The sequence below is a fragment of the Nocardioides sp. genome, from assembly GCF_050699375.1.
GTDB lineage: Bacteria > Actinomycetota > Actinomycetes > Propionibacteriales > Nocardioidaceae > Nocardioides.
In genome coordinates, this window is the sequence record NZ_JBOHDN010000280.1 from 1 (window position 1) to 19,348 (window position 19,348).

Here is a 19,348-nt window from a genome sequence, read left to right on the forward strand (position 1 = left end):
GCCGTGCCGATGCCGCTCAACGGCTACCTCGAGGCCGTCGACGTCGCCCAGGTGCTGGCCTTCCTGGTGTCGCCGGAGAACAGCCACATCACCGGCCAGGTCGTCTACGTCGACGGCGGTGCCGAAGCAACCGTGCGCTGATCAGCTGCACCGATCAGCTGCCGTGATCCCTTCGGTGATCGCGGCGGCAGCGAAAGCGACGAGCTCGTCTGTGGTGACCTCCGGGGCCCAATGGTTGACGAGGGTGTCGGAGATGCCCAGCAACCCGGACAGCACGAACGGCAACAGTGCGGGGTCCTCGCGGAGGCGGCGACCCTCGGCGGCCGCCGCTTCGATGACGGCGGCGTGGAGCGCTTCGTTGTAGGTGCGCGCCGTCTCGCGCACCTCGCGGACCGATTCTCGGTCGAGCCCGGCGCCCCCTTCGACGATGCGCCAGGTCGCGGTCAGGCGCCCGACCCGCCCCCACTGCCTGGCAGCGTTGGGAATGACCTGGGCGATCAGCTCGGCGACCCCCTGCTCCCGCGGTAGCGCCTCGATGAAGGCCGCGGACTCGATCTGGCTCTCGTTGAGCAGGGCGATGAAGAGCTCCTGCTTGTCCGCGAAGTACTGGTAGATCAGCCCGACACTCGTACCGGCACGCTGGGCCACCGCCCGGATCGTGAGCGCTGCGTAGCCGCCCTCGTCCAGCAGCGCTGCCGCAGCGTCGAGGGTGCCACGGCGCCGGGCCTCCGCGTCGCCGTACGCCGACTTGCCGATGGTCCCGTTCACCGAGACACCGTACCCACGATCGGCCCAGAATGAACAATGTTCATTCCATGAGCACCACGCATGCCGTCCTGACACACCTGGAGCGACTCGAGGCCGAGAGCATCCACATCATGCGGGAGGCAGTCGCCGAGAGCGAGAACCCCGTGATGCTCTACTCGGTCGGCAAGGACAGTGCGGTGATGCTGCACCTGGCAAGGAAGGCGTTCTTCCCGTCCAAGCTGCCGTTCCCGCTGCTGCACGTCGACACGACGTGGAAGTTCCGCGAGATGTACGAGCTGCGCGACCAGACCGCCGCTGCCGGGGATCTCGATCTGTTGGTCCACCAGAACCCCGAGTGTGTGGAGAAGTCGATCAACCCGTTCACGCACGGGTCGGCCACCCACACCGACATGTGGAAGACGGAGGGGCTCAAGCAGGCCCTCGACCTCCACGGGTTCGACGCCGCGTTCGGTGGCGCGCGCCGGGACGAGGAGAAGTCGCGGGCGAAGGAGCGCATCTTCTCGGTCCGCTCGGGCGAGCACCGGTGGGACCCCAAGCGGCAGCGCCCGGAGCTGTGGCGGATGTACAACGTGCGCAGGTCGCCCGGCGAGAGCCTGCGTGTCTTCCCGCTCTCCAACTGGACCGAGCTCGATGTCTGGGAGTACATCCGGCAGGAGCAGATCCCGATCGTGCCGCTCTACTTCGCTGCGAAGAGGCCGGTCGTCGAGCGTGACGGGGCGCTGATCATGGTTGATGACGAACGCATGCCGCTGCGGCCGGGTGAAGAACCGGAGCTCAAGAGCGTCCGGTTCCGGACGCTCGGCTGCTACCCCCTGACCGGCGCCGTGGAGAGCGTCGCCGAGACCCTGACCGACATCATCCAGGAAATGTTGCTGACCACCACCTCCGAGCGACAGGGGCGCGTGATCGACCACGACAGCAGCGCTTCGATGGAGAAGAAGAAGCAGGAAGGTTACTTCTGATGACCCACTCGACCGATCTGATCGCTGATGACATCGAGCAGTACCTCGAGCGGCACGCGAGCAAGACCATGCTCCGGTTCATCACCTGCGGCAGCGTCGACGACGGCAAGTCCACCCTCATCGGCCGGCTGCTCTACGAGTCGAAACTGGTCCTCGAAGACCAGCTCACCGCCCTCGAGGCGGACTCCCGCAAGGTGGGCACACAGGGCGAGGGCCTCGACTTCGCGCTGCTGGTCGACGGCCTGGCCGCCGAGCGCGAGCAGGGCATCACGATCGACGTCGCCTACCGCTACTTCTCGACCGAACAGCGCAAGTTCGTCGTCGCCGACACCCCCGGCCACGAGCAGTACACCCGCAACATGGTCACCGGCGCCTCCACCGCAGACCTCGCGGTGATCCTGGTCGACGCTCGCAAGGGCGTGCTCACCCAGACCCGTCGGCACTCCTATCTGGTGTCACTGCTGGGCATTCGTCACGTGGTGCTCGCGGTCAACAAGCTCGACCTGGTCGACTACTCGGAAGAAGTCTTTGAGCAGATCGTCGGCGACTACGCGGGTTTCGCCCAGGGCATCGGGCTCGACGACGTCGTAGCCATCCCGATGTCGGCGTACGTCGGTGACAACCTCACCGAGCACAGCCCCAACACCCCGTGGTACGACGGCCCGACGCTGATGGCGCACCTCGAGACCGTCGAGATCGACGATGACCTCCTCGCCAGCCCGTTCCGGATGCCCGTGCAGTGGGTGAACCGGCCGGACCTGGACTTCCGCGGGTTCTCCGGGCAGATCGTGAGCGGCGTGGTCCGGCCCGGCGACCGAGTTCGAGTCCTGCCCAGCGGCAAGGAGTCAGCGGTCTCCCGGATCGTCACCATGGGCGGTGACATGGCGGAGGCGGTCGCCGGCCAGTCCGTCACGATCACGCTCGCCGACGAGATCGACGTCAGCCGCGGCGACGTGCTCGCCGTCGCCGACGCCCTGCCCGGTGTAGCCGACCAGTTCGAGGCACAAGTGGTGTGGATGGGCGAGGACGAGATGCTGCCCGAGCGGCCGTACCTCTGCCAGATCGGGACCATGACGGTGCAGGCTCGGATCACCAAACCCAAGCACAAGGTCAACGTCAACACCCTGGAGAAGACGGCGACGAACACCCTCGCTCTCAACGAGATCGGTGTCTGCAACATCAGCTTCGACCGCCCCGTCCCGTACGACGCGTACGCGGCCAACCGGGACACCGGAGGCTTCATCCTGATCGACCGGCTGACCAACGGCACGGTGGGGGCCGGCATGATCTCGCACTCGTTGCGCCGCTCGGACAACATCCACTGGCAGGTGGTCGACGTCGACGAGCGCGCTCGCGAGAAGCTGATGGGCCATCGACCGCAGGTGCTGTGGCTGACCGGGCTCTCCGGCTCGGGGAAGTCGACGATCGCGAACGAGCTCGAGGGTCGGCTGCACGCGCTCGGCGCGCACACCTATCTCCTGGACGGAGACAACGTACGCCACGGCCTGAACCGGGACCTCGGGTTCACCGATGCCGACCGCGTGGAGAACATCCGGCGGGTCACCGAGGTCGCCCGGTTGATGGCCGATGCCGGCCTGATCGTGATCGCGTCATTCATCTCGCCCTTCCGCGCCGAGCGGGACGCGGCGCGAGAGCTCGTCGGGCCCGAGCAGTTCTGTGAGGTGTTCGTGGACACCCCCGTCGACATCGCCGAGGGGCGGGATCCCAAGGGGCTCTACAAGAAGGCGCGGCGCGGCGAGCTCGCCAACTTCACCGGAATCGACTCGGCGTACGAGCCGCCGCGTTCGCCCGAGCTGCGGATCGACACCACGTCCATCTCGCCGGAACAGGCCGCAGGCCAGATCGTCGACCTCCTCCGCTCACGCGGCGTCATCGCCTAGCAAAGGACCAGCCATGCCCACACGAGAAGAGATCCGCAGCGCTCTGCAGTCCTACGTCGACCATCACACGAACCACGATGTCGACCGCCTGGTCGCGATGTTCGCCGACGATGCCGTGCTGCACGAGCCCGTCGGGGTCAGCACCTACCAGGGCACCGACGAGATCAGGAAGTTCGCCACCCGGAACGCCACCGTCGACTACTCGGTGAGCCTGCTCTCGCCGATCACCGTCACCGGACGCTTCGCAGGGGTGCAGCTCCGGGTGCGGCCCGCCGGCATGCCCGACTTCGCGACCACCGACCTGTTCGAGTTCGACGACGAGTGCAGGATCGTCTCGCTCAGCGTCGTGCTCGACCCCGAGGCACGGGTATGAGGATGGAAGCGCCGCTGGAGGGCCGCGTCGTCCTCGTGTCGGGCGTCGGCCCGGCGCTTGGTCGCTCCGTCGCGGTCCGGAGCGCTCTCGCCGGCGCACGCGTGGTGGTCGCGGCGCGCACCGAGTCCAGGCTCGATGCCGTGGTCGACGAGATCCGTGGCCTCGGCGGAGAGGCAGTCGCCGTACCCACCGATCTCACCGACGACGCCTCCGTGACGAACCTGGCGGCGCAGGCGCAGGCTGCCTTCGGCCGGCTCGACGCGGTTGTCCACAACGGATTCGTCCAGCCCGCTCAGGTGCGTGTCCTCGACGCCGACCTCGACGACATCCGGCAGGGGCTCGAGATCAACCTCCTGGCCGCGCTGAACCTCACCAGGAAGCTGGTGCCCGCACTCGTCGAGTCGCAGGGCTCGGTCGTGATGATCAACTCGATGGTGCTCCGCAACCAGCTGCCGGGCTTCGGTGCCTACCGGATCATGAAGTCGGGCCTGCTCGCCCTCGCCCGGAGCCTGTCCGTGGAGCTCGGGCCGCAAGGTGTCCGAGTGAACTCGGTGGCACCCGGCTACATCTGGGCCGACTCGGTCAAGAGGTGGTTCGAACGCCAGGCGGCGGAGCGAGGCGTGGACCCAGGCGACGTCTACGCGGAGATTGCGGCCGGCGCCGACCTGCGTCGCCTGCCCGAGCCCGACGACATCGCCAACGCGGTGGTCTTCCTCGCCTCCGACCTCGCGCGTGCCATCACCGGGCAGTGCCTGGACGTGAACTGCGGCCACACCCACAACTGACACCGAACTCAGGAAGGAAGCAGCCATGACAGCGCACCACGACGGCGTCGGCACGATCGACGACCTCCACGAAGCGGCCCGCGCGAAGACCGGTCTCGACGACTTCGGCGGCGACGATCACCTCGAGGGCCTGACCGTCCTGCTCGACTCGTTCGAGCGGGAGGCCGATCTGACTCCCCACGGGAAGGCGATCGCTCGCAACCTGATCATCGGAGCACTGGTGGGGCGCCTGGCCAGCGAAGCCGGCTTCGCGAAGCACCCCGAGCATGTCGAGGTCCCGATCGAGCGTCCGATCTTCGTGGTCGGGTTGACGCGCACCGGAAGCACCGCACTGCATCGGCTGCTGGGCGCCGACCCGGCGCACCAGGGCGTCGAGATGTGGCTCGCCGAGAGGCCGCAGCCACGTCCCGATCGCGACAAGTGGTCGAAGAACGAGGACTACGTACGCTCCGACGCCTTCTACCGGGCCCGCCAGGCGAAGGAGCCCGACCTGATGAAGGTGCACTTCATGGGGTCGGAGGAGGTCGAGGAGTGTTGGCGCCTGCTGCAGCAGACGATGCTCTCGACCTCGTTCGAGACCGTCTCGTACGTTCCGAGCTACTCCCGGTGGCTGGCGGGGCAGGACTGGACCGAGACTTACGCGCGGCACAAGAGGAACCTGCAGCTGATCGGGCTGCACGACTCCGACCGGCGGTGGGTGCTCAAGAGTCCCAGCCACGTCTTCGCGATCGACGAGATCATGAAGGTCTACCCGGATGCGTTGTTCGTCCGTACCTTCCGGGATCCGCTGACGTCGATGGCGTCCACCTTCAGTCTTTCGGAGCAGGGCGGACACGACATGTCGAGGGCCTTCGACCGCCCGGCCATCGGCCGCACCCAGCTCGATCTGTGGGCGCGCGGTAACGCCAACTTCAACAGCGCACGTGTCCGTTACGACCCGGATCAGTTCATCGACGTCGACTACCAGGACTTCGTCTCCGACGCGGTCGGCACCGTCGAGAGGATCTATTCAAAGTTCGCCATCCCCTTCACGGACGCGGCCCGCGCCGCCGTGGAGTCGTCGCGCCGGGCGAGCCTCGCCGACCACCGCCGTCCGTCGCACCGCTATTCGCTCGAGGACTTCGGCGTGACGGCCGCCGATGTCGAGGCGAAGTTCGCCACCACTGTCCGAACCTTCGAAACATCGACCAGAACAGGGACACTCACATGAACGCGACCTGGGAGAAATTCTGCGCAGAGCTGCTCGAGACGGGGAAGATCCTGGAGGACGAGGTCGTCCCTCAGGATCCGCTGACCCAGGCCGAGGGCGTCCGCTACCTGAGCCGGCTGCTTCGGTACGGCACGGTCAACTGCGTCGAGTACACCGACCCACGGTGGCCGAGCTTCACGTCGGCGCCGAACCCCAACATGTCGACGAAGATCGGGGCCGACAACCCCGACAACGTCTACATGCGTGCCAACATCTCCGGCACGTACAGCTATCGGATCGTCGGTACCCGGGGCACGGTCCCGCTGATCACCTTCGGTTCACGCGTCAACCGCTACCACATCGACGGCACCATGCTGCAGACCGGTGACCTGCACATCCATGACCTCGAGGTCGACGAGAACGGCCGCTTCGAGTTCATCGCGAGCGTGGACAAGCCCGCGGAAGGGGCCTGGCTGCCGTTGGCACCGGAGAGCAACCTCATCTCGGTCCGGCAGACTCACCAGGACCGGCGCAACGAGGTCGTCGGTGAGCTGAGCATCGAGTGCCTCGATCCGGACGGGGAGTTCGAGCCGCTTGACCCGGCGGAGATAGGCGAACGTCTCACCAAGGCGGTCGAGGTCGTCAAGGGAATGTCGGAGACATTCCTCGAGTGGTCCCGCAAGTTCCAGCCCCACGCCAACGAGATCTTCGACTGGGGACAGGACTACTTCCAGAAGGCCGGCGGCGATCCGACGATCTTCTACCTGCACGGCTATTGGAAGCTCGCCGAAGACGAGGCCTGGGTGATCGAGACCGAGGTCCCGAGCTGCGAGTACTTCAACTTCGTGCTGCAGAACTTCTGGGTGGAGTCGCTCGACTTCAAGCGGACGAACATCTACATCAACAACCACACCGCGAAGCTGAACGACGACGGCACCCTGACGATCGTGGTGGCGGCGAAGGATCCGGGCTACGGCAACTGGATCGACACCGATTCGCACACGGAGGGGACCTGGGCGATGCGCTGGATCAAGGCGGACTCGCACCCGATCCCGACGTCGAAGGTCGTCAAGCTCTGAGCAGACGATGATGCCCAGCCAGGTCGGACAACCTGGCTGGGCATCTCGCCTTTGCTAGTGCGGGACACTAGACGGCGACGTTCTCGATGCCGGTGGTGTCGAGCTCGGCGACGCTGTACGCCGCATAGGTCTGCAGCTGCGATCGCCCGGTGAAGTACGGCAACAGCTGGGCGTCGAGCTCCTCGACGGAGAAGGTGCCGTTCGCGGCGGAGAACTTCTGCTCGACCTTCGGCGAGTCCATCAGCCCGACCATGTCGCCGTACACGACAAAGACCTGGCCGTTGATCTCTGCCGACGCGGGCGAGGCGAGGTAGGACACGAATGTGCCGACCCGCTCGGGAGCGAGGATGTCGAGCTGCCCCTCGCGGGAGTCCTCGGCGAAGACGTGAGCGGTCATGTTGGTTCGCGCTCGCGGGCAGATGACGTTGGCGGTGACGCCGTACCTGCTCAGGCCCTGGCTGGCCGACAGCGTCAGCGCGGTGATGCCGGCCTTGGCCGCGGAGTAATTGGGCTGCCCGGCCGAGCCGAAGAGGAAGGCCTCGGAGGAGGTGTTGATGAGGCGGCCGTAGACAGGGCCTCCGGCGGCCTTGCTGGCCGCGCGCCAGTGCACAGCGGCCGCGCTGGAAAGGGAGGCATGTCCCTTGAGGTGGACACGGATGACGTCGTCCCAGTCCTTCTCGGTGAGGTTGAAGATCATCGTGTCGCGCAGGACGCCGGCGTTGTTGACGACGATGTCGAGGGAGCCGAAGGTGTCCACGGCGGCGGTGACCATCTGGTCGGACAGCGACCAGTCGCCCACGTCGCCCTTGACCGCGACCGCGCCCGGGCCGAGGGCTTGGATCTCGGCGGCCACGGTGTCCGCGGCCGCGCCGATGTCGTTGACGACCACGTTGGCGCCGGCCTGCGCGAGGGCGAGAGCCTCGGCGCGGCCGAGACCGGCGCCGGCCCCGGTGACGATGGCGGTCTTGCCGGAAAGGGTTGTTGTGCTCATGGAGGTGAAGTTAGAAGCGAGGGTGCCGTACGTGCGGGGGTTTCCCCGCTGAGTGGGACTCCGCGGGCCGACGCGGCGTCGCGAATGTCAGCCTGCCAGCGTGAACCCTGAAGCTGTCATCGTCGACGCCGCGCGCACCCCTGTCGGTCGCCGCAACGGCGTGCTGTCCCACCTGCACCCCGCCGAGCTGCTCGGCGCCGCCCAGCAGGGCCTGCTCGAACGGTCCGGGCTCGATCCCGCGATCGTCCGCCAGGTCGTCGGCGGATGCGTCACCCAGGCAGGGGAGCAGTCCAACAACGTCACCCGCAACGCGTGGCTGCACGCGGGCCTGCCGTATACGACAGCGTGCACGTCGATCGACTGCGCCTGCGGGTCCTCCCAGCAGGCCGTGCACATCGTCGCCGGGCTGATCGCCGGCGGCTCCATCGACACCGGCATCGCCTGCGGTGTCGAGGCGATGAGCCGGGTGCCGCTCGGCGCCGCGCTGGCCGGCGGCGGCATGCCGATCCCGGACTCGTGGTCGGTCGACCTGCCGGACCAGTTCACCGCTGCCGAGCGGATCGCGGCCAAGCGGGGCATCACCCGCGAGAAGGCCGATGCCCTGGGCCTGCGCTCGCAGCAGAACGCCGCCCGCGCCTGGGCCGAGGGGCGCTTCGACTCCCAGATCATCCCCGTGGGCGACGTGACCCGGGACCAGGGCCTGCGCGACACCACGGCCGAGGCCCTCGCCGGGCTCAACCCGGTCGTCCCCGACGGCATCCACACCGCCGGCAACTCCTCGCAGATCAGCGACGGCGCGGCCGCCGTACTCCTGATGAGCCGGGAGCGGGCCGCGGCCGAAGGCCTGAAGCCCCGCGCCCGGATCGTGGCCAGCGGCCTGGTCGGCTCGGACCCCTACTTCCACCTCGACGGGCCGGTCGACGCGACCACGCACGTGCTCGAGCAGTCGGGGATGAAGCTCGGCGACATCGACCTGGTCGAGATCAACGAGGCGTTCGCCTCGGTCGTGCTCAGCTGGGCGCAGGTGCACGACGCGGACCTGGACAAGGTCAACGTCAACGGCGGCGCCATCGCCCTCGGTCACGCGGTCGGCTCGACCGGCGCGCGCCTGATCACCCAGGCCGTGAACGAGCTCGAGCGCACCGACTCCTCCACGGCCCTGGTCACCATGTGCGCGGGTGGCGCGCACGCGACCGCCACGATCATCGAACGGATCTGAGATGACCCTCGGTCTCGACCAGGAACACCTCGACCTGCGTGACGCAGTCCGGTCGTTCACCACCCGCCACGTCACCGCGACCGTCGTACGCGACGCCGTCGAAGCCAAGGCCGAAGCCCTGCCTGAGTTCTGGTCGGCGCTCGCCGGTCAGGGGCTGCTCGGCCTGCACCTGCCCGAGGAGTACGGCGGCTCCGACGCCGGTCTGCTCGAGCTCGCCGTCGTCGTCGAGGAGCTGGGCCGCGCGATGGCGCCGGGCCCGTTCCTGCCGACGGTCCTCGCGAGCGCGATCCTCGACGCCGCCGGCCACCACGAGCACCTGCGCTCCCTTGCCGACGGAAGCCTTGTCGCCGCCGTCGGCTTCGGCGCCGCCCCGGGCCCGGGACATCTGGTGCTCGGCGGACAGCTCGCCGACCTGTTCGTGCTGCCCGTCGACGGCGCCTGGGTGCTGGCCGGCCGCGACGCCGTCGCGGTCACGCCGCACGACAGTCACGACCTGACTCGCCGCCTCGCCTCTGTCGAGATCAACGGCCCGGTCACGCCGCTGAGCATCGACGCCCAGCGACCCTACGACCTCGCCGCCGTCCTGTTCGCCGCCGAGGCTGCCGGCCTGGCCGAGTGGAGCACCCGGACCGCCGCCGACTACGGCAGGGTGCGTCAGCAGTTCGGCCGTCCGATCGGGCAGTTCCAGGGCGTCAAGCACCGCTGCGCCCGGATGCTGGCCAGGACCGAGCAGGCCCGCGCCTGCGCCTGGGACGCCGCGCGCGCCCAGGGACCCGAGGCAACGCTGGCCGCCGCGGTCGCAGCGGCCGTCTCGATCGAGGCCGGCTTCAGCACAGCCAAGGACTGCATCAACACCCTCGGCGGCATCGGCTTCACCTGGGAGCACGACGCGAGCCTCTACCTCCGTCGCACGCAGACCCTGCGGGTCCTGCTCGGCTCGACCAGCCACTGGCAGCAGCGGGTCGCCCGCCTCAGCCTGGACGGCGTACGCCGCACGCTCGCCGTCGATCTGCCGCCCGAGGCCGAGCAGATCCGCGCCGGCATCCGCGCCGAGCTGGCCGCGAGCGGAACCCGAAATTTCACTGCGCCCCACCTGCCGTCACCCTGGGGCAAGGACGCCGACGCGGTGACCCAGCTCGTGATCGCCGAGGAGCTGCACGCGGCGGACCTCGAACCCGTTGACATGGTGATCGGCAACTGGGTGGTGCCCACGCTGATCGAGCACGGCAGCACGGCCCAGCAGGAGCAGCTTCTGCCTGCCAGCCTCAGCGGCGAGATCGTGTGGTGCCAGCTGTTCAGCGAGCCCGGCGCCGGGTCCGACCTGGCCGGGCTCAGCACCCGGGCCGAGAAGGTCGACGGCGGTTGGCGCGTCAGCGGTCAGAAGGTCTGGACCTCGATGGCCAAGGACGCGCACTACGGCGTACTCCTCGCCCGGACCGACGCCGAGGTACCCAAGCACAAGGGCATCTCCTACTTCGTGCTCGACATGGGCTCGCCCGGGATCGACATCCGCCCGCTGCGCACGTTGAACGGCGACGCGCACTTCAACGAGGTCTTCCTCGACGACGTGTTCGTCCCCGACGAGATGCTGGTCGGCGAGCCCGGCGACGGCTGGAAGCTGGCGCGTACGACGCTCGCCAACGAGCGCGTCGCGCTCTCGCACGACTCCGCGATCGGCTCCGGTGAGAAGTTGCTCAACCTGGTCGACCCGACCGACGGCGAGCAGCTCGCCCGGCTGGGGCAGATCCTCTGCGACGCCCAGTCCGGTGGCCTGCTCGGACTCCGCCAGACGATCCGTTCGCTGGCCGGGCAGCAGCCCGGTGCCGAGTCCAGCATCGCCAAGCTGGTCGGCGTGGAGAACATCCAGCAGGTCTGGGAGACGTGCATGGAGTGGCAGGGCCCGGAGGCCCTCGTCACGGAGCCGGAGGAACGCAACGCGACCTGGTGGTTCCTCAACAGCCGATGCCTCTCCATCGCGGGCGGCACGACCGACGTACAGCTCAACATCATCGGCGAGCGGATCCTGGGGCTGCCCCGTGATTGATCCGGACAAGCTGCTGGCGCTCGAGCCGACGCGGCGCGAGATCAGCTGGAGCACGCGCGACGTCCTCCTCTACCAGCTGTCGCTCGGCGCCGACGACCTCAGCTACGTCTACGAGCGCGGGCTCCAGGTCCTGCCGACGTTCGCGATGGTGGCCGGCCAGGGTCTCTCTGCCAGCGATGACGCCGAGCCGGCGCTGGACCTGTCGGCCCTCGGCATCGACCTTGCCACGATCCTGCACGCGGGCCAGTCGCTCACGGTGCACGGAAAGCTGCCCGCCAGCGGGAGCGCGACCGTCGAGACGCGCATCGCCGAGGTCTGGGACAAGGGCAAAGCAGCGGTGGTCGTCCTCGAGAGCACGACGTCTCTCTGGACGTCACGCATGCAGATCTGGGCTCGAGGCGCCGGGGGATTCGGCGGAGAACCCGGGCCTGAGCAAGCCTCGACAATCCCGGACCGCGCCCCCGACCACACGCTCGACTCCCTGACGAGGCCGGGTCAGGCACTGCTCTACCGGCTCAACGGTGACCTCAACCCCCTGCACGCGGATCCCGCGTTCGCGAAGAAGGTCGGCTTCGACCGCCCGATCCTGCACGGTCTGGCCTCATACGGCGTCGTGGCGAAGGCCCTCGTCGACGGCCTCCTCGACGGCGACGCGACTCGCCTGACCTCACTGTCCGTCCGTTTCGCCGGGACGCTGTTCCCGGGTGAGACGATCCGTACGTCGGTCTGGCGTGACGGGAACCTGCTCTCCCTGGCCGCCACCTGCCCCGAGCGCGACGGCGCGCCCGTGCTCAGCCACGCCTACGCGGAGGTCACCCCATGACGCTCGAGCTCACCGCCACCCCGAACAACAAGGGCGTGGACGCTGCAGTCGCTGCTGCTCGCCGCGTCATCGAGACGCTGCTCCACGCCGGTGACAACAGCGCGGCCGAGATGAGCGAGGTCGCCGACCGGCTCAACGCCGTCGCCGACCACCTCGAGGACCACGCCCCGAGCGTGCAGGAGCGGATGGTCGACATGTGGGCCGGTGAGGGCGTCTCCCGCCACGACCCGGTGACCGGGCCGGAGAACGCCATCGCCCCGCCACTGCACCTGGTCGGAAAGGACGACGGCTCGATCGAGGCCCGCGTCACCCTGGGCATGGCCTACCAGGGACCACCCGGATGCGTGCACGGCGGCATCTCGGCCCTGATCCTCGACCACACGCTCGGCGTCGCGAACCACTGGGCCGGCGACTCCGGCATGACCGGCACTCTCACCCTGCGCTACCACCGGCCCACGCCGCTCTTCGAGGAGCTGGTCGTGACCGGCCGCCAGGAGTTGGTCGACGGCCGGAAGATTCGCACCGTCGGCACGATCTCCGCCGGCGGAGAGGTCTGTGTCTCCGCCGACGGGCTCTTCATCAACAAGCACCTGCCCCGGCCGAGCTAGGCCTACGAAAGCGGTCCCGCCTCCGAGTTCCTCAGGGGCGGGACCCCTTCAGTTAGACAGCGACCTCGCGTCGGATCACCTTGCCGGTGGCGTTGCGGGGGAGCGAACGGTCGGTGAAGCGCCAGTGCGTCGGCACCTTGAAGTGGCCGAGCCGCTCGCTCGCGAAGGCGCACATCTCCTCGGCGTCCAGGGGCGCATCGGTGACGATCACCGCGGCCACCTCCTGGCCGAGATCTTCGTGGGGTACGCCGAGCACGACGCACTCGCTCACCTGCGGGTGCTCGATCAGCACACCCTCGACCTCGGCGGGATAGACGTTCTCGCCGCCACGGATGATCAGGTCGGAACGCCGGCTGCTCAGCCGGACGCGACCCTCGCGAACCAGGCCGAGGTCGCCCGTGTGCAGCCAGCGGTCCGCGCCGATCGCGCCGGCGGTTGCCTCGGGGTCGTTCCAGTAGCCCAGCATCGTGTAGGCGCTGCGTACGCAGATCTCGCCCTCGACGCCGTCGGGCACCGGCTGGTCCATCGGGTCGCGGATCTCCAGCTCGACTCCCACGATCGGATAGCCCAGCGTGCCCGGGTCCTGCTGCAGGTCCGCCGTGGTCGCCGCCGAGATCGCCGTGCAGGACTCGGTGAGGCCGTAGCTGTCGACCAGGGCGGTCGCCGCGAACGGCAGACTCTTGCGGAGCCGCTCCTGGAAGGCGGGGGAGGACGGAGCCGAGGCGAGCGAGAACGACGTCAGTGACGAGAGGTCGTACGCCGACAGGTCGCCGTGGGCGAGGAGCCGGTTGGCCATCGTCGGCACGGCGCCCCAGTTCGTGACCCGCTCGCCCTGGATCAGGCGCAGCACCCGGTCGACGTCGAACGCGCCGGTGTGCAGAGCGATCTTGCTGCCGTTGGCCAGGCGAGGGACGGCGAGGTTGTGCAGGCTCGCGATGTGGAAGAGGGGGAGCACGAGGAGGTAGGTGCGGTCGCGCGGGTCGGTCGGGTCGCCGAAGGCGGCGCCGAGCGCGTCGTTCATCCGGTGGTACTCGGCCACCGACAACAGGTTCCGGTGCGAGTGCGTTGCCCCCTTGGGTCGCCCGGAGGTGCCCGAGGTGTAGAGGATGACCGCAGGGTCGTCCTCGGCGACATCGCTGGTGGGCAGCGGCTCGTCGGGGTGCAAGCCCGCGAGCCGGGGGATGTCCCCCTCGATGGTGAGGACCGGTACGACGGTGTCCTCGAGCTGGGCCGCGCGCTTGGCGTCGGCCACGACCAGCGTCGGGGTGGCGTGCTCGAGCCCGTAGGCCAGCTCGCGCGCAGACCACCAGGCGTTGTACCCGACGGAGATCGCGCCGATCGAGACGGTCGCCCAGAACGTGACGATCCACTCCGGGGAGTTGGCGGCCGCGATGGCGACCCGGTCACCCTTCTGTACGCCGTACTCCTCGCGCAGCGCGCGGGCCAACGACGCGACCTGGGCGGCGTGCTCGCGAAAGGTGAGACTCGAGCCGGCGGTGACGATGTAGTCGCGGTCGGCGTGCTGGACGGACTCGGCCAGCAGGTCGTGCAGGGCCCGGCGTCGGTGGGTGAAAACCGGGAGCTTCGAACCCAGGACGTCCTCCTCGGCCAGCTCGAACTGGCCACCGGGGCCGGTGAGCTTCTCCACCACGGCACGCGCCATCGCGCGGGGGTCGGTGCTGGTCGTTTTTTCGCCGGTCGTCATTCTGCAGAGCCTCCTGGGTCGATTCTCGAACAACTCTCGCCTCATGGATCCGCCGCACGGAGGACGACTTCCACTGACCGGGACCCAACCCGGTTCGGCAGCTCGATCGCGCCGATCATCCTGGCATGACTTCATTGCACGGCAAGGTTGCGCTGGTGACTGGTGCCGGACAGGGCGTCGGCGAGGGAATCGCGCTGGCATTGGCCGCCGAGGGTGTCGACGTGGCCGTCGTCGGCCGCACGCTGTCGAAGCTGGAGTCGACCTGCGACGTCCTGCACGCGCGGGACGTCAAGGCCGAGGCGTTCGCCTGCGACGTCGCCGACACCGGAGCTCTGCCCGGCCTGGTCGACGAGGTGGTGGCGACGTTCGGCCGCCTCGACATCCTGGTCAACAACGCATACTCCGGCGCGTACGGACCACTGCTCGACATGAGCGACGACGACTTCCGCAAGGGCTTCGAGTCGGCGCCGTTCGCCGCGTTCGCCCTGATGAAGGCATGCCATCCGCACCTCAAGGGTGGCGGCTCGATCGTCAACCTGGTCACCTCCGCGATGGTGCGGTGGGACCCCACGACGTACGGCGCCTATGCAGCGGCCAAGAGTGCGCTGCGATCACTCACCCGAACCGTCGCGGTCGAGTGGGCGCCCGACGGGATCCGCGCCAACTCGATCGCCCCGCACGCCATGACGCCCGCGCTCGAAGGCTGGACGAAGGCCCGCCCCGAGGAGGCGGCGGCGTTCGTCGCGAGCATCCCGATGCGCCGGATCGGCGACCCGGAGGCCGACATCGGCAGGGCCGTGGTCGCCCTGGTCGGCCCCGACCTCGGCTACCTCACCGGCGCCACGATCCCCCTCGACGGGGGCCAGGCGTTCTTCGGCTGATGGGCACGCACTGGCCGAACAGACCTACGACACCGGGACGGGCCCGACGCACGGGTTGGCATGCCGAAGACGAGAAAGAGGTCATCGAATGACGACGGAACCACAACAAGAGGCGCGGATCCACTGGGACGAGGAGTGCGACGTCCTGGTGGTGGGCTCCGGCGGTGGCGCGTTGACCGGCGCCTACACCGCGGCGCGCGAGGGACAGCTGGTGATTCTCGCTGAAGCGAGTGATCGCTTCGGCGGCACGACTGCATACTCCGGTGGCGGCATGTGGTTCCCCGACAACGCGGTCCTCCGGCGCGCCGGCAGCGAGGACACGCTGGAGGACGCGAGGACCTACTTCCGCTCGGTGGTCGGCGACCGGAGCCCGGTCGAGCTGCAGGATGCCTTCCTGAAGAACGGCGCTCCGCTGGTGGACTACCTGGAGAGCGACGACGACTTCGAGTTCATGGTCTATCCATGGCCTGACTACTTCGGCTCGGCGCCCAAGGCCAGTGCGACCGGGCGACACATCATGATGAGGTCGCTGAAACCCGAGGAGCTGGGCTCGTTGCGCGACTGGCTGCGGCCGACGCTCCCGGTCGAACGCGCCGGCGCGCCCCTTCCCGACAGCATCGACGGAGGGCAGGCGCTCGTCGGTCGGCTTCTGCTCGCGTTGTCGCGCCGCGACGCGGTCGACCTGCGGCTGAACACCCAGTGCGATGAGCTGGTGCGCCAGGGAGACAGTGTTGTCGGCGCCGTGGTCATCCAGGACGGCGTACGACGTCGCATCCGCGCCAGGCGGGGAGTGCTGGTCGCGGCGGGAGGATTCGAGCACAACGAGGAGATGCGGGTCCGGTACGAGGTTCCGGGCAGTGCCCGCGATGCGATGGGCCCGGCAACGAACCGGGGACTGGCGATGCTGGCCGGCATCGACGTCGGTGCCGACACCGATCTGATGCAGGAGGCGTGGTGGTCACCGGGGCTGACCCACCCGGACGGTTCCTCGACGTTCTCGTTGTGGTTCACCGGCGGCATCTTCGTCGACGACAACGGCGAACGGTTCGTCAACGAGTCCGGGGCCTACGACAGGATCGGGCGCGAGGTGATCGACCGGATCGCCGCCGGAGAGGTGACGCTGCCGTACTGGATGGTCTATGACGACCGCGACGGAGCGCGTCCGCCGGTTCGGGCCACCAGCGTTCCGGCGGGGGAGACCCGAGCCTACGAGGATGCCGGTCTATGGGTCAGTGCGGACACGATCGAGGAGCTGGCCGACAGGATCGGAGTGCCCGCTGATCGCTTGGCCGCCACCATCGCGCGGTTCAACGGGTTCGTCGAGGCAGGTCATGACGACGACTTCCACCGTGGCGATGAGCCCTACGACCGCTCGTTCGCCGGTGGAGGCTCACCGCTCGTCCAGATCGCGAAGGGACCGTTCCATGCGGCCGCCTTCGGCATCTCCGACCTGGGCACGAAGGGCGGTCTCCGCACTGACGCACGGGCCCGGGTGCTCGACGCCGACGGCTCGGTGATCAAGGGCCTCTACGCCGCCGGCAACTCGATGGCGGCGTGCAGCGGGACCGTCTACCCGGGCGGGGGCAACCCGATCGGGGCGTGCATGGTCTTCTCCCACCTCGCCGCACTCGACATGGCTGGCGAGGAGGCCCCATGAACCGCAAGGTCCTGCCCGTTCCCCAACCTCGACAGACCATTGCGCCGTCGGTCGACCGGACTCACCAGGATCCGGTGTACCCGGTGCGGGAGCGCGTCTTGCCGCCGAAGGGCGCGCCGAACGTGCTCGTGGTCCTCGTCGACGACATGGGCTTCGGTGCCTCCTCGGCGTACGGCGGCCCGTGTCGGATGCCGACCGCCGAGCGGCTGGCGGCCGATGGGTTGAGCTACACCAGGTTCCACACGACCGCCATCTGTGCGCCGACCCGGGTCTCGTTGCTCAGCGGCCGCAACCACCACAGCGCCGGCATGGGCAGCGTCCCGGAGATGGCGACCTCGTCGCCGGGCTACGACTGCATCCGGCCCGACTCGATGGCGACCCTGCCGCAGATCCTGTCCGGCAACGGTTACCTGACCGGCGCCTTCGGCAAGATGCACCAGACCCCGATGTGGGAGGTTGGCGAGACCGGCCCGTTCGACCGGTGGCCCCTCAACGAGGGCTTCGACAAGTTCTACGGCTTCATCGGCGCGGAGACCAATCAGTTCACCCCCGCGCTGATCGACGGTTTCACCCCGATCGAGCCGCCGCGCACTCCCGAGGAGGGCTATCACCTCTCCGAGGATCTCGTCGACCAGGCGGCGACCTGGATCGAGAACGTCAGTGCGCTGGAGCCCGATCGACCGTGGTTCACCTATCTCAGCTTCGGGGCCTGTCACGACCCGCTGCACGTTCCGGAGGCGTGGCGGGGTCGTTACCGCGGCGAGTTCGCCCGGGGCTGGAACGTTCAGCGCGAGGAGACCTTGGCCCTCCAGAAGCAGCTGGGCCTGGTGCCGCAGGACGCGACGTTGCCCGCGTTCGATCCGGACGTGCCCGACTGGGCTGACCTGAGCGACGACGAGCGCATCGTGTGCGAGCGGCTGATGGAGCTGTACGCCGAGTTCGCCGAGCACATGGACGCCCAGATCGGCAGGCTCGTCGACACCGTCGAGCAGCTCGGACAGCTCGACAACACGCTGGTCGTCTACATGCTCGGCGACAACGGCGCTGCCGCCGAGGGCGGGCTGTACGGCTCCGCGAACCTGGTATGCAACATGAACCGGGTGCCCTTCTCGGTCGACGACATCATCGGTCAGCTCGACGAGCTGGGTGGCCCGATGACCTACCCGCACTATCCGGTGGGCTGGGCGTTGGCGATGAACACGCCCTACCAGCAGTCGAAGAAGTACGCCTCCCACTACGGCGGCACCCGAAACGGGATGATCGTGCACTGGCCGGAGAGGATCACGGCCGCCGGCGTACGCCACCAGTGGCAGCACTGCGTCGACCTGGCACCGACGGTCCTCGAGGCCGTCGGGATCCCGGCACCGGATGTGGTCGACGGCGTACCGCAGGCGCCGATGGAGGGCACCTCGTTCGCGGAGACCTTTGCGGATCCCGAGGCCCCCGAACGCCACACCACGCAGTACTTCGAGGTCCACGGGAGCCGCGGCATCTACGACCACGGCTGGACGGCGGTCACCCGCCACATGCCGATGCCGTGGAGTCGGCCCTACCGTCCGGCACCGCCCTTCGCGGACGATGTCTGGGAGCTCTACGACACCACCTCCGACTGGACACAGGCCGAGGACGTCGCCGAGAAGTTCCCCGAGAAGCTCGAGGAGCTCAAGGCGAAGTTCCTCGTCGAGGCGGCCCGCTACCAGGTGCTGCCCCTCGACGACCGGATGCAGGAGCGCTTCAACCCGGCGGCCGCGCCGCGGCCGGACCTGTTGGGTGAGCGCCGGTCGATCACGTTGCGGCCCTCCATGCGGGGGCTGCGCGAGGGGATCGCGCCCGACGTCAAGAACACCTCCTTCGCGATCACGGCGGAGGTGACCGTTCCCGAAGAGGGTGCGGACGGCGTGCTGATCGCCCAGGGTGGCAGGTTCGGCGGCTGGTCCTTCTACGTCAAGGACGGTCGGCCGGTCTACTGCCACAACCTGACCGGTGCCCGCACCTGGATCCGCGGTGAGCAGATGATCCCGGCAGGTGACCATGTGGTGGGGTTGGGTCTCACCTACGACGGCGGTGGGGTCGGCAAGGGCGCCGAGGTCGTCCTCTCCATCGATGGCACCATCTGTGGGTCCGGCCGGCTCGAGCGCACGGTGGGCTTCCAGTTCTCCATGGACGAGACCATGGACGTCGGGCGCGACCGGGGCACCCCCGTGACCGAGGAGTACGCCGCACGTCCAGCGGACAACGCCTACCGTGGCGAGCTCAGGCAGATCCGCATCGACCTCGCAGAACGTCTCGACGGACCGACCCCGGAGGAACGTCGCCGCGTCGTGATGACCACGCACTGACGCCGGCCTACGGACCGAGAAGGG

Annotated in this window: 17 protein-coding genes; 14 read left to right on the forward strand and 3 right to left on the reverse strand. The window is 68.6% G+C overall.

The annotated features are described in order from the left end of the window. The first annotated feature begins 9 nt into the window (after window positions 1–9). On the forward strand, window positions 10–141 hold the full coding sequence (locus tag ACRDPS_RS20185) for an SDR family oxidoreductase (protein WP_431503474.1): 132 nt from the start codon (window positions 10–12) through the stop codon (window positions 139–141). Here ACRDPS_RS20185 and ACRDPS_RS20190 read toward each other — a convergent pair whose 3' ends face one another. Next, window positions 142–768 (reverse strand): TetR/AcrR family transcriptional regulator, encoded by a 627-nt coding sequence (locus ACRDPS_RS20190; RefSeq protein ID WP_431503450.1) that lies wholly within the window; start codon window positions 766–768, stop codon window positions 142–144. It lies immediately after the preceding gene. 47 nt (window positions 769–815) lie between these two features. Here ACRDPS_RS20190 and cysD point away from each other — a divergent pair, with 47 nt between their 5' ends. From cysD to ACRDPS_RS20220, 6 genes are read left to right on the forward strand one after another with little or no spacing between them, the layout of a single operon-like run. Further along, window positions 816–1,730: a sulfate adenylyltransferase subunit CysD gene (gene cysD, locus ACRDPS_RS20195; RefSeq protein ID WP_431503451.1), complete on the forward strand. Its 915-nt coding sequence runs from the start codon at window positions 816–818 to the stop codon at window positions 1,728–1,730. Beyond that, window positions 1,730–3,631 (forward strand): sulfate adenylyltransferase subunit CysN, encoded by a 1,902-nt coding sequence (gene cysN, locus ACRDPS_RS20200; protein ID WP_431503452.1) that lies wholly within the window; start codon window positions 1,730–1,732, stop codon window positions 3,629–3,631. Before cysD ends, cysN begins: the two co-directional genes overlap by 1 nt. Before the next feature lie 13 nt (window positions 3,632–3,644). Further along, the gene (locus ACRDPS_RS20205; RefSeq protein WP_431503453.1) at window positions 3,645–4,004 is read left to right on the forward strand and encodes a nuclear transport factor 2 family protein; all 360 of its coding nucleotides are present in this window, start codon (window positions 3,645–3,647) and stop codon (window positions 4,002–4,004) included. Next, complete coding sequence (locus tag ACRDPS_RS20210; RefSeq protein WP_431503454.1) at window positions 4,001–4,789, forward strand: SDR family oxidoreductase; 789 nt, start codon at window positions 4,001–4,003, stop codon at window positions 4,787–4,789. The genes ACRDPS_RS20205 and ACRDPS_RS20210 overlap by 4 nt, the downstream gene beginning before the upstream one ends. Window positions 4,790–4,814: 25 nt before the next feature. Continuing rightward, entirely contained in the window at window positions 4,815–5,999 is a 1,185-nt protein-coding gene (locus tag ACRDPS_RS20215) for a sulfotransferase family protein (protein WP_431503455.1), read from the forward strand. Continuing rightward, the gene (locus ACRDPS_RS20220) at window positions 5,996–7,057 is read left to right on the forward strand and encodes a DUF1214 domain-containing protein (protein WP_431503456.1); all 1,062 of its coding nucleotides are present in this window, start codon (window positions 5,996–5,998) and stop codon (window positions 7,055–7,057) included. The genes ACRDPS_RS20215 and ACRDPS_RS20220 overlap by 4 nt, the downstream gene beginning before the upstream one ends. Before the next feature lie 67 nt (window positions 7,058–7,124). On the opposite strand, the gene ACRDPS_RS20225 is transcribed toward ACRDPS_RS20220, so the two are convergent. Then, window positions 7,125–8,048: a 3-oxoacyl-ACP reductase gene (locus ACRDPS_RS20225; protein WP_431503457.1), complete on the reverse strand. Its 924-nt coding sequence runs from the start codon at window positions 8,046–8,048 to the stop codon at window positions 7,125–7,127. A gap of 100 nt (window positions 8,049–8,148) precedes the next feature. Between ACRDPS_RS20225 and ACRDPS_RS20230 the strand changes: the two genes are divergently transcribed. From ACRDPS_RS20230 to ACRDPS_RS20245, 4 genes are read left to right on the forward strand one after another with little or no spacing between them, the layout of a single operon-like run. Then, a complete protein-coding gene (locus tag ACRDPS_RS20230) occupies window positions 8,149–9,267 on the forward strand; it encodes a steroid 3-ketoacyl-CoA thiolase (RefSeq protein WP_431503458.1) in 1,119 nt (372 codons plus the stop codon). 1 nt (window position 9,268) lies between these two features. Further along, the gene (locus ACRDPS_RS20235; protein WP_431503459.1) at window positions 9,269–11,311 is read left to right on the forward strand and encodes an acyl-CoA dehydrogenase; all 2,043 of its coding nucleotides are present in this window, start codon (window positions 9,269–9,271) and stop codon (window positions 11,309–11,311) included. Further along, complete coding sequence (locus ACRDPS_RS20240) at window positions 11,304–12,134, forward strand: MaoC/PaaZ C-terminal domain-containing protein (protein WP_431503460.1); 831 nt, start codon at window positions 11,304–11,306, stop codon at window positions 12,132–12,134. Before ACRDPS_RS20235 ends, ACRDPS_RS20240 begins: the two co-directional genes overlap by 8 nt. After that, window positions 12,131–12,742, forward strand: a complete 612-nt coding sequence (locus ACRDPS_RS20245) for a PaaI family thioesterase (protein ID WP_431503461.1) — start codon at window positions 12,131–12,133, stop codon at window positions 12,740–12,742. The genes ACRDPS_RS20240 and ACRDPS_RS20245 overlap by 4 nt, the downstream gene beginning before the upstream one ends. 52 nt (window positions 12,743–12,794) lie before the next feature. Here the strand turns inward: ACRDPS_RS20245 and ACRDPS_RS20250 are convergent, their stop codons facing one another. Further along, on the reverse strand, window positions 12,795–14,447 hold the full coding sequence (locus ACRDPS_RS20250) for a class I adenylate-forming enzyme family protein (RefSeq protein WP_431503462.1): 1,653 nt from the start codon (window positions 14,445–14,447) through the stop codon (window positions 12,795–12,797). A 125-nt stretch (window positions 14,448–14,572) separates the two neighbouring features. Here ACRDPS_RS20250 and ACRDPS_RS20255 point away from each other — a divergent pair, with 125 nt between their 5' ends. From ACRDPS_RS20255 to ACRDPS_RS20265, 3 genes are all read left to right on the forward strand, one after another. Then, window positions 14,573–15,328, forward strand: a complete 756-nt coding sequence (locus ACRDPS_RS20255) for an SDR family NAD(P)-dependent oxidoreductase (RefSeq protein WP_431503463.1) — start codon at window positions 14,573–14,575, stop codon at window positions 15,326–15,328. Between the two features lie 88 nt (window positions 15,329–15,416). Continuing rightward, on the forward strand, window positions 15,417–16,985 hold the full coding sequence (locus tag ACRDPS_RS20260) for an FAD-binding protein (protein WP_431503464.1): 1,569 nt from the start codon (window positions 15,417–15,419) through the stop codon (window positions 16,983–16,985). 83 nt (window positions 16,986–17,068) lie between these two features. Then, a complete protein-coding gene (locus ACRDPS_RS20265) occupies window positions 17,069–19,324 on the forward strand; it encodes an arylsulfatase (protein ID WP_431503465.1) in 2,256 nt (751 codons plus the stop codon). Window positions 19,325–19,348: the final 24 nt, after the last annotated feature.

Bases quoted from the DNA above. Each gene is read 5' to 3' on its own strand.
- ACRDPS_RS20235 (WP_431503459.1), top strand. From the start codon at position 9,269: ATGACCCTCGGTCTCGACCAGGAACACCTCGACCTGCGTGACGCAGTC.
- cysN (WP_431503452.1), top strand. From the start codon at position 1,730: ATGACCCACTCGACCGATCTGATCGCTGATGACATCGAGCAGTACCTC.
- ACRDPS_RS20260 (WP_431503464.1), top strand. From the start codon at position 15,417: ATGACGACGGAACCACAACAAGAGGCGCGGATCCACTGGGACGAGGAG.
- ACRDPS_RS20245 (WP_431503461.1), top strand. From the start codon at position 12,131: ATGACGCTCGAGCTCACCGCCACCCCGAACAACAAGGGCGTGGACGCT.
- ACRDPS_RS20185 (WP_431503474.1), top strand. From the start codon at position 10: ATGCCGCTCAACGGCTACCTCGAGGCCGTCGACGTCGCCCAGGTGCTG.
- ACRDPS_RS20205 (WP_431503453.1), top strand. From the start codon at position 3,645: ATGCCCACACGAGAAGAGATCCGCAGCGCTCTGCAGTCCTACGTCGAC.
- ACRDPS_RS20255 (WP_431503463.1), top strand. From the start codon at position 14,573: ATGACTTCATTGCACGGCAAGGTTGCGCTGGTGACTGGTGCCGGACAG.
- cysD (WP_431503451.1), top strand. From the start codon at position 816: ATGAGCACCACGCATGCCGTCCTGACACACCTGGAGCGACTCGAGGCC.
- ACRDPS_RS20215 (WP_431503455.1), top strand. From the start codon at position 4,815: ATGACAGCGCACCACGACGGCGTCGGCACGATCGACGACCTCCACGAA.
- ACRDPS_RS20225 (WP_431503457.1), bottom strand. From the start codon at position 8,048: ATGAGCACAACAACCCTTTCCGGCAAGACCGCCATCGTCACCGGGGCC.
- ACRDPS_RS20220 (WP_431503456.1), top strand. From the start codon at position 5,996: ATGAACGCGACCTGGGAGAAATTCTGCGCAGAGCTGCTCGAGACGGGG.
- ACRDPS_RS20250 (WP_431503462.1), bottom strand. From the start codon at position 14,447: ATGACGACCGGCGAAAAAACGACCAGCACCGACCCCCGCGCGATGGCG.
- ACRDPS_RS20210 (WP_431503454.1), top strand. From the start codon at position 4,001: ATGAGGATGGAAGCGCCGCTGGAGGGCCGCGTCGTCCTCGTGTCGGGC.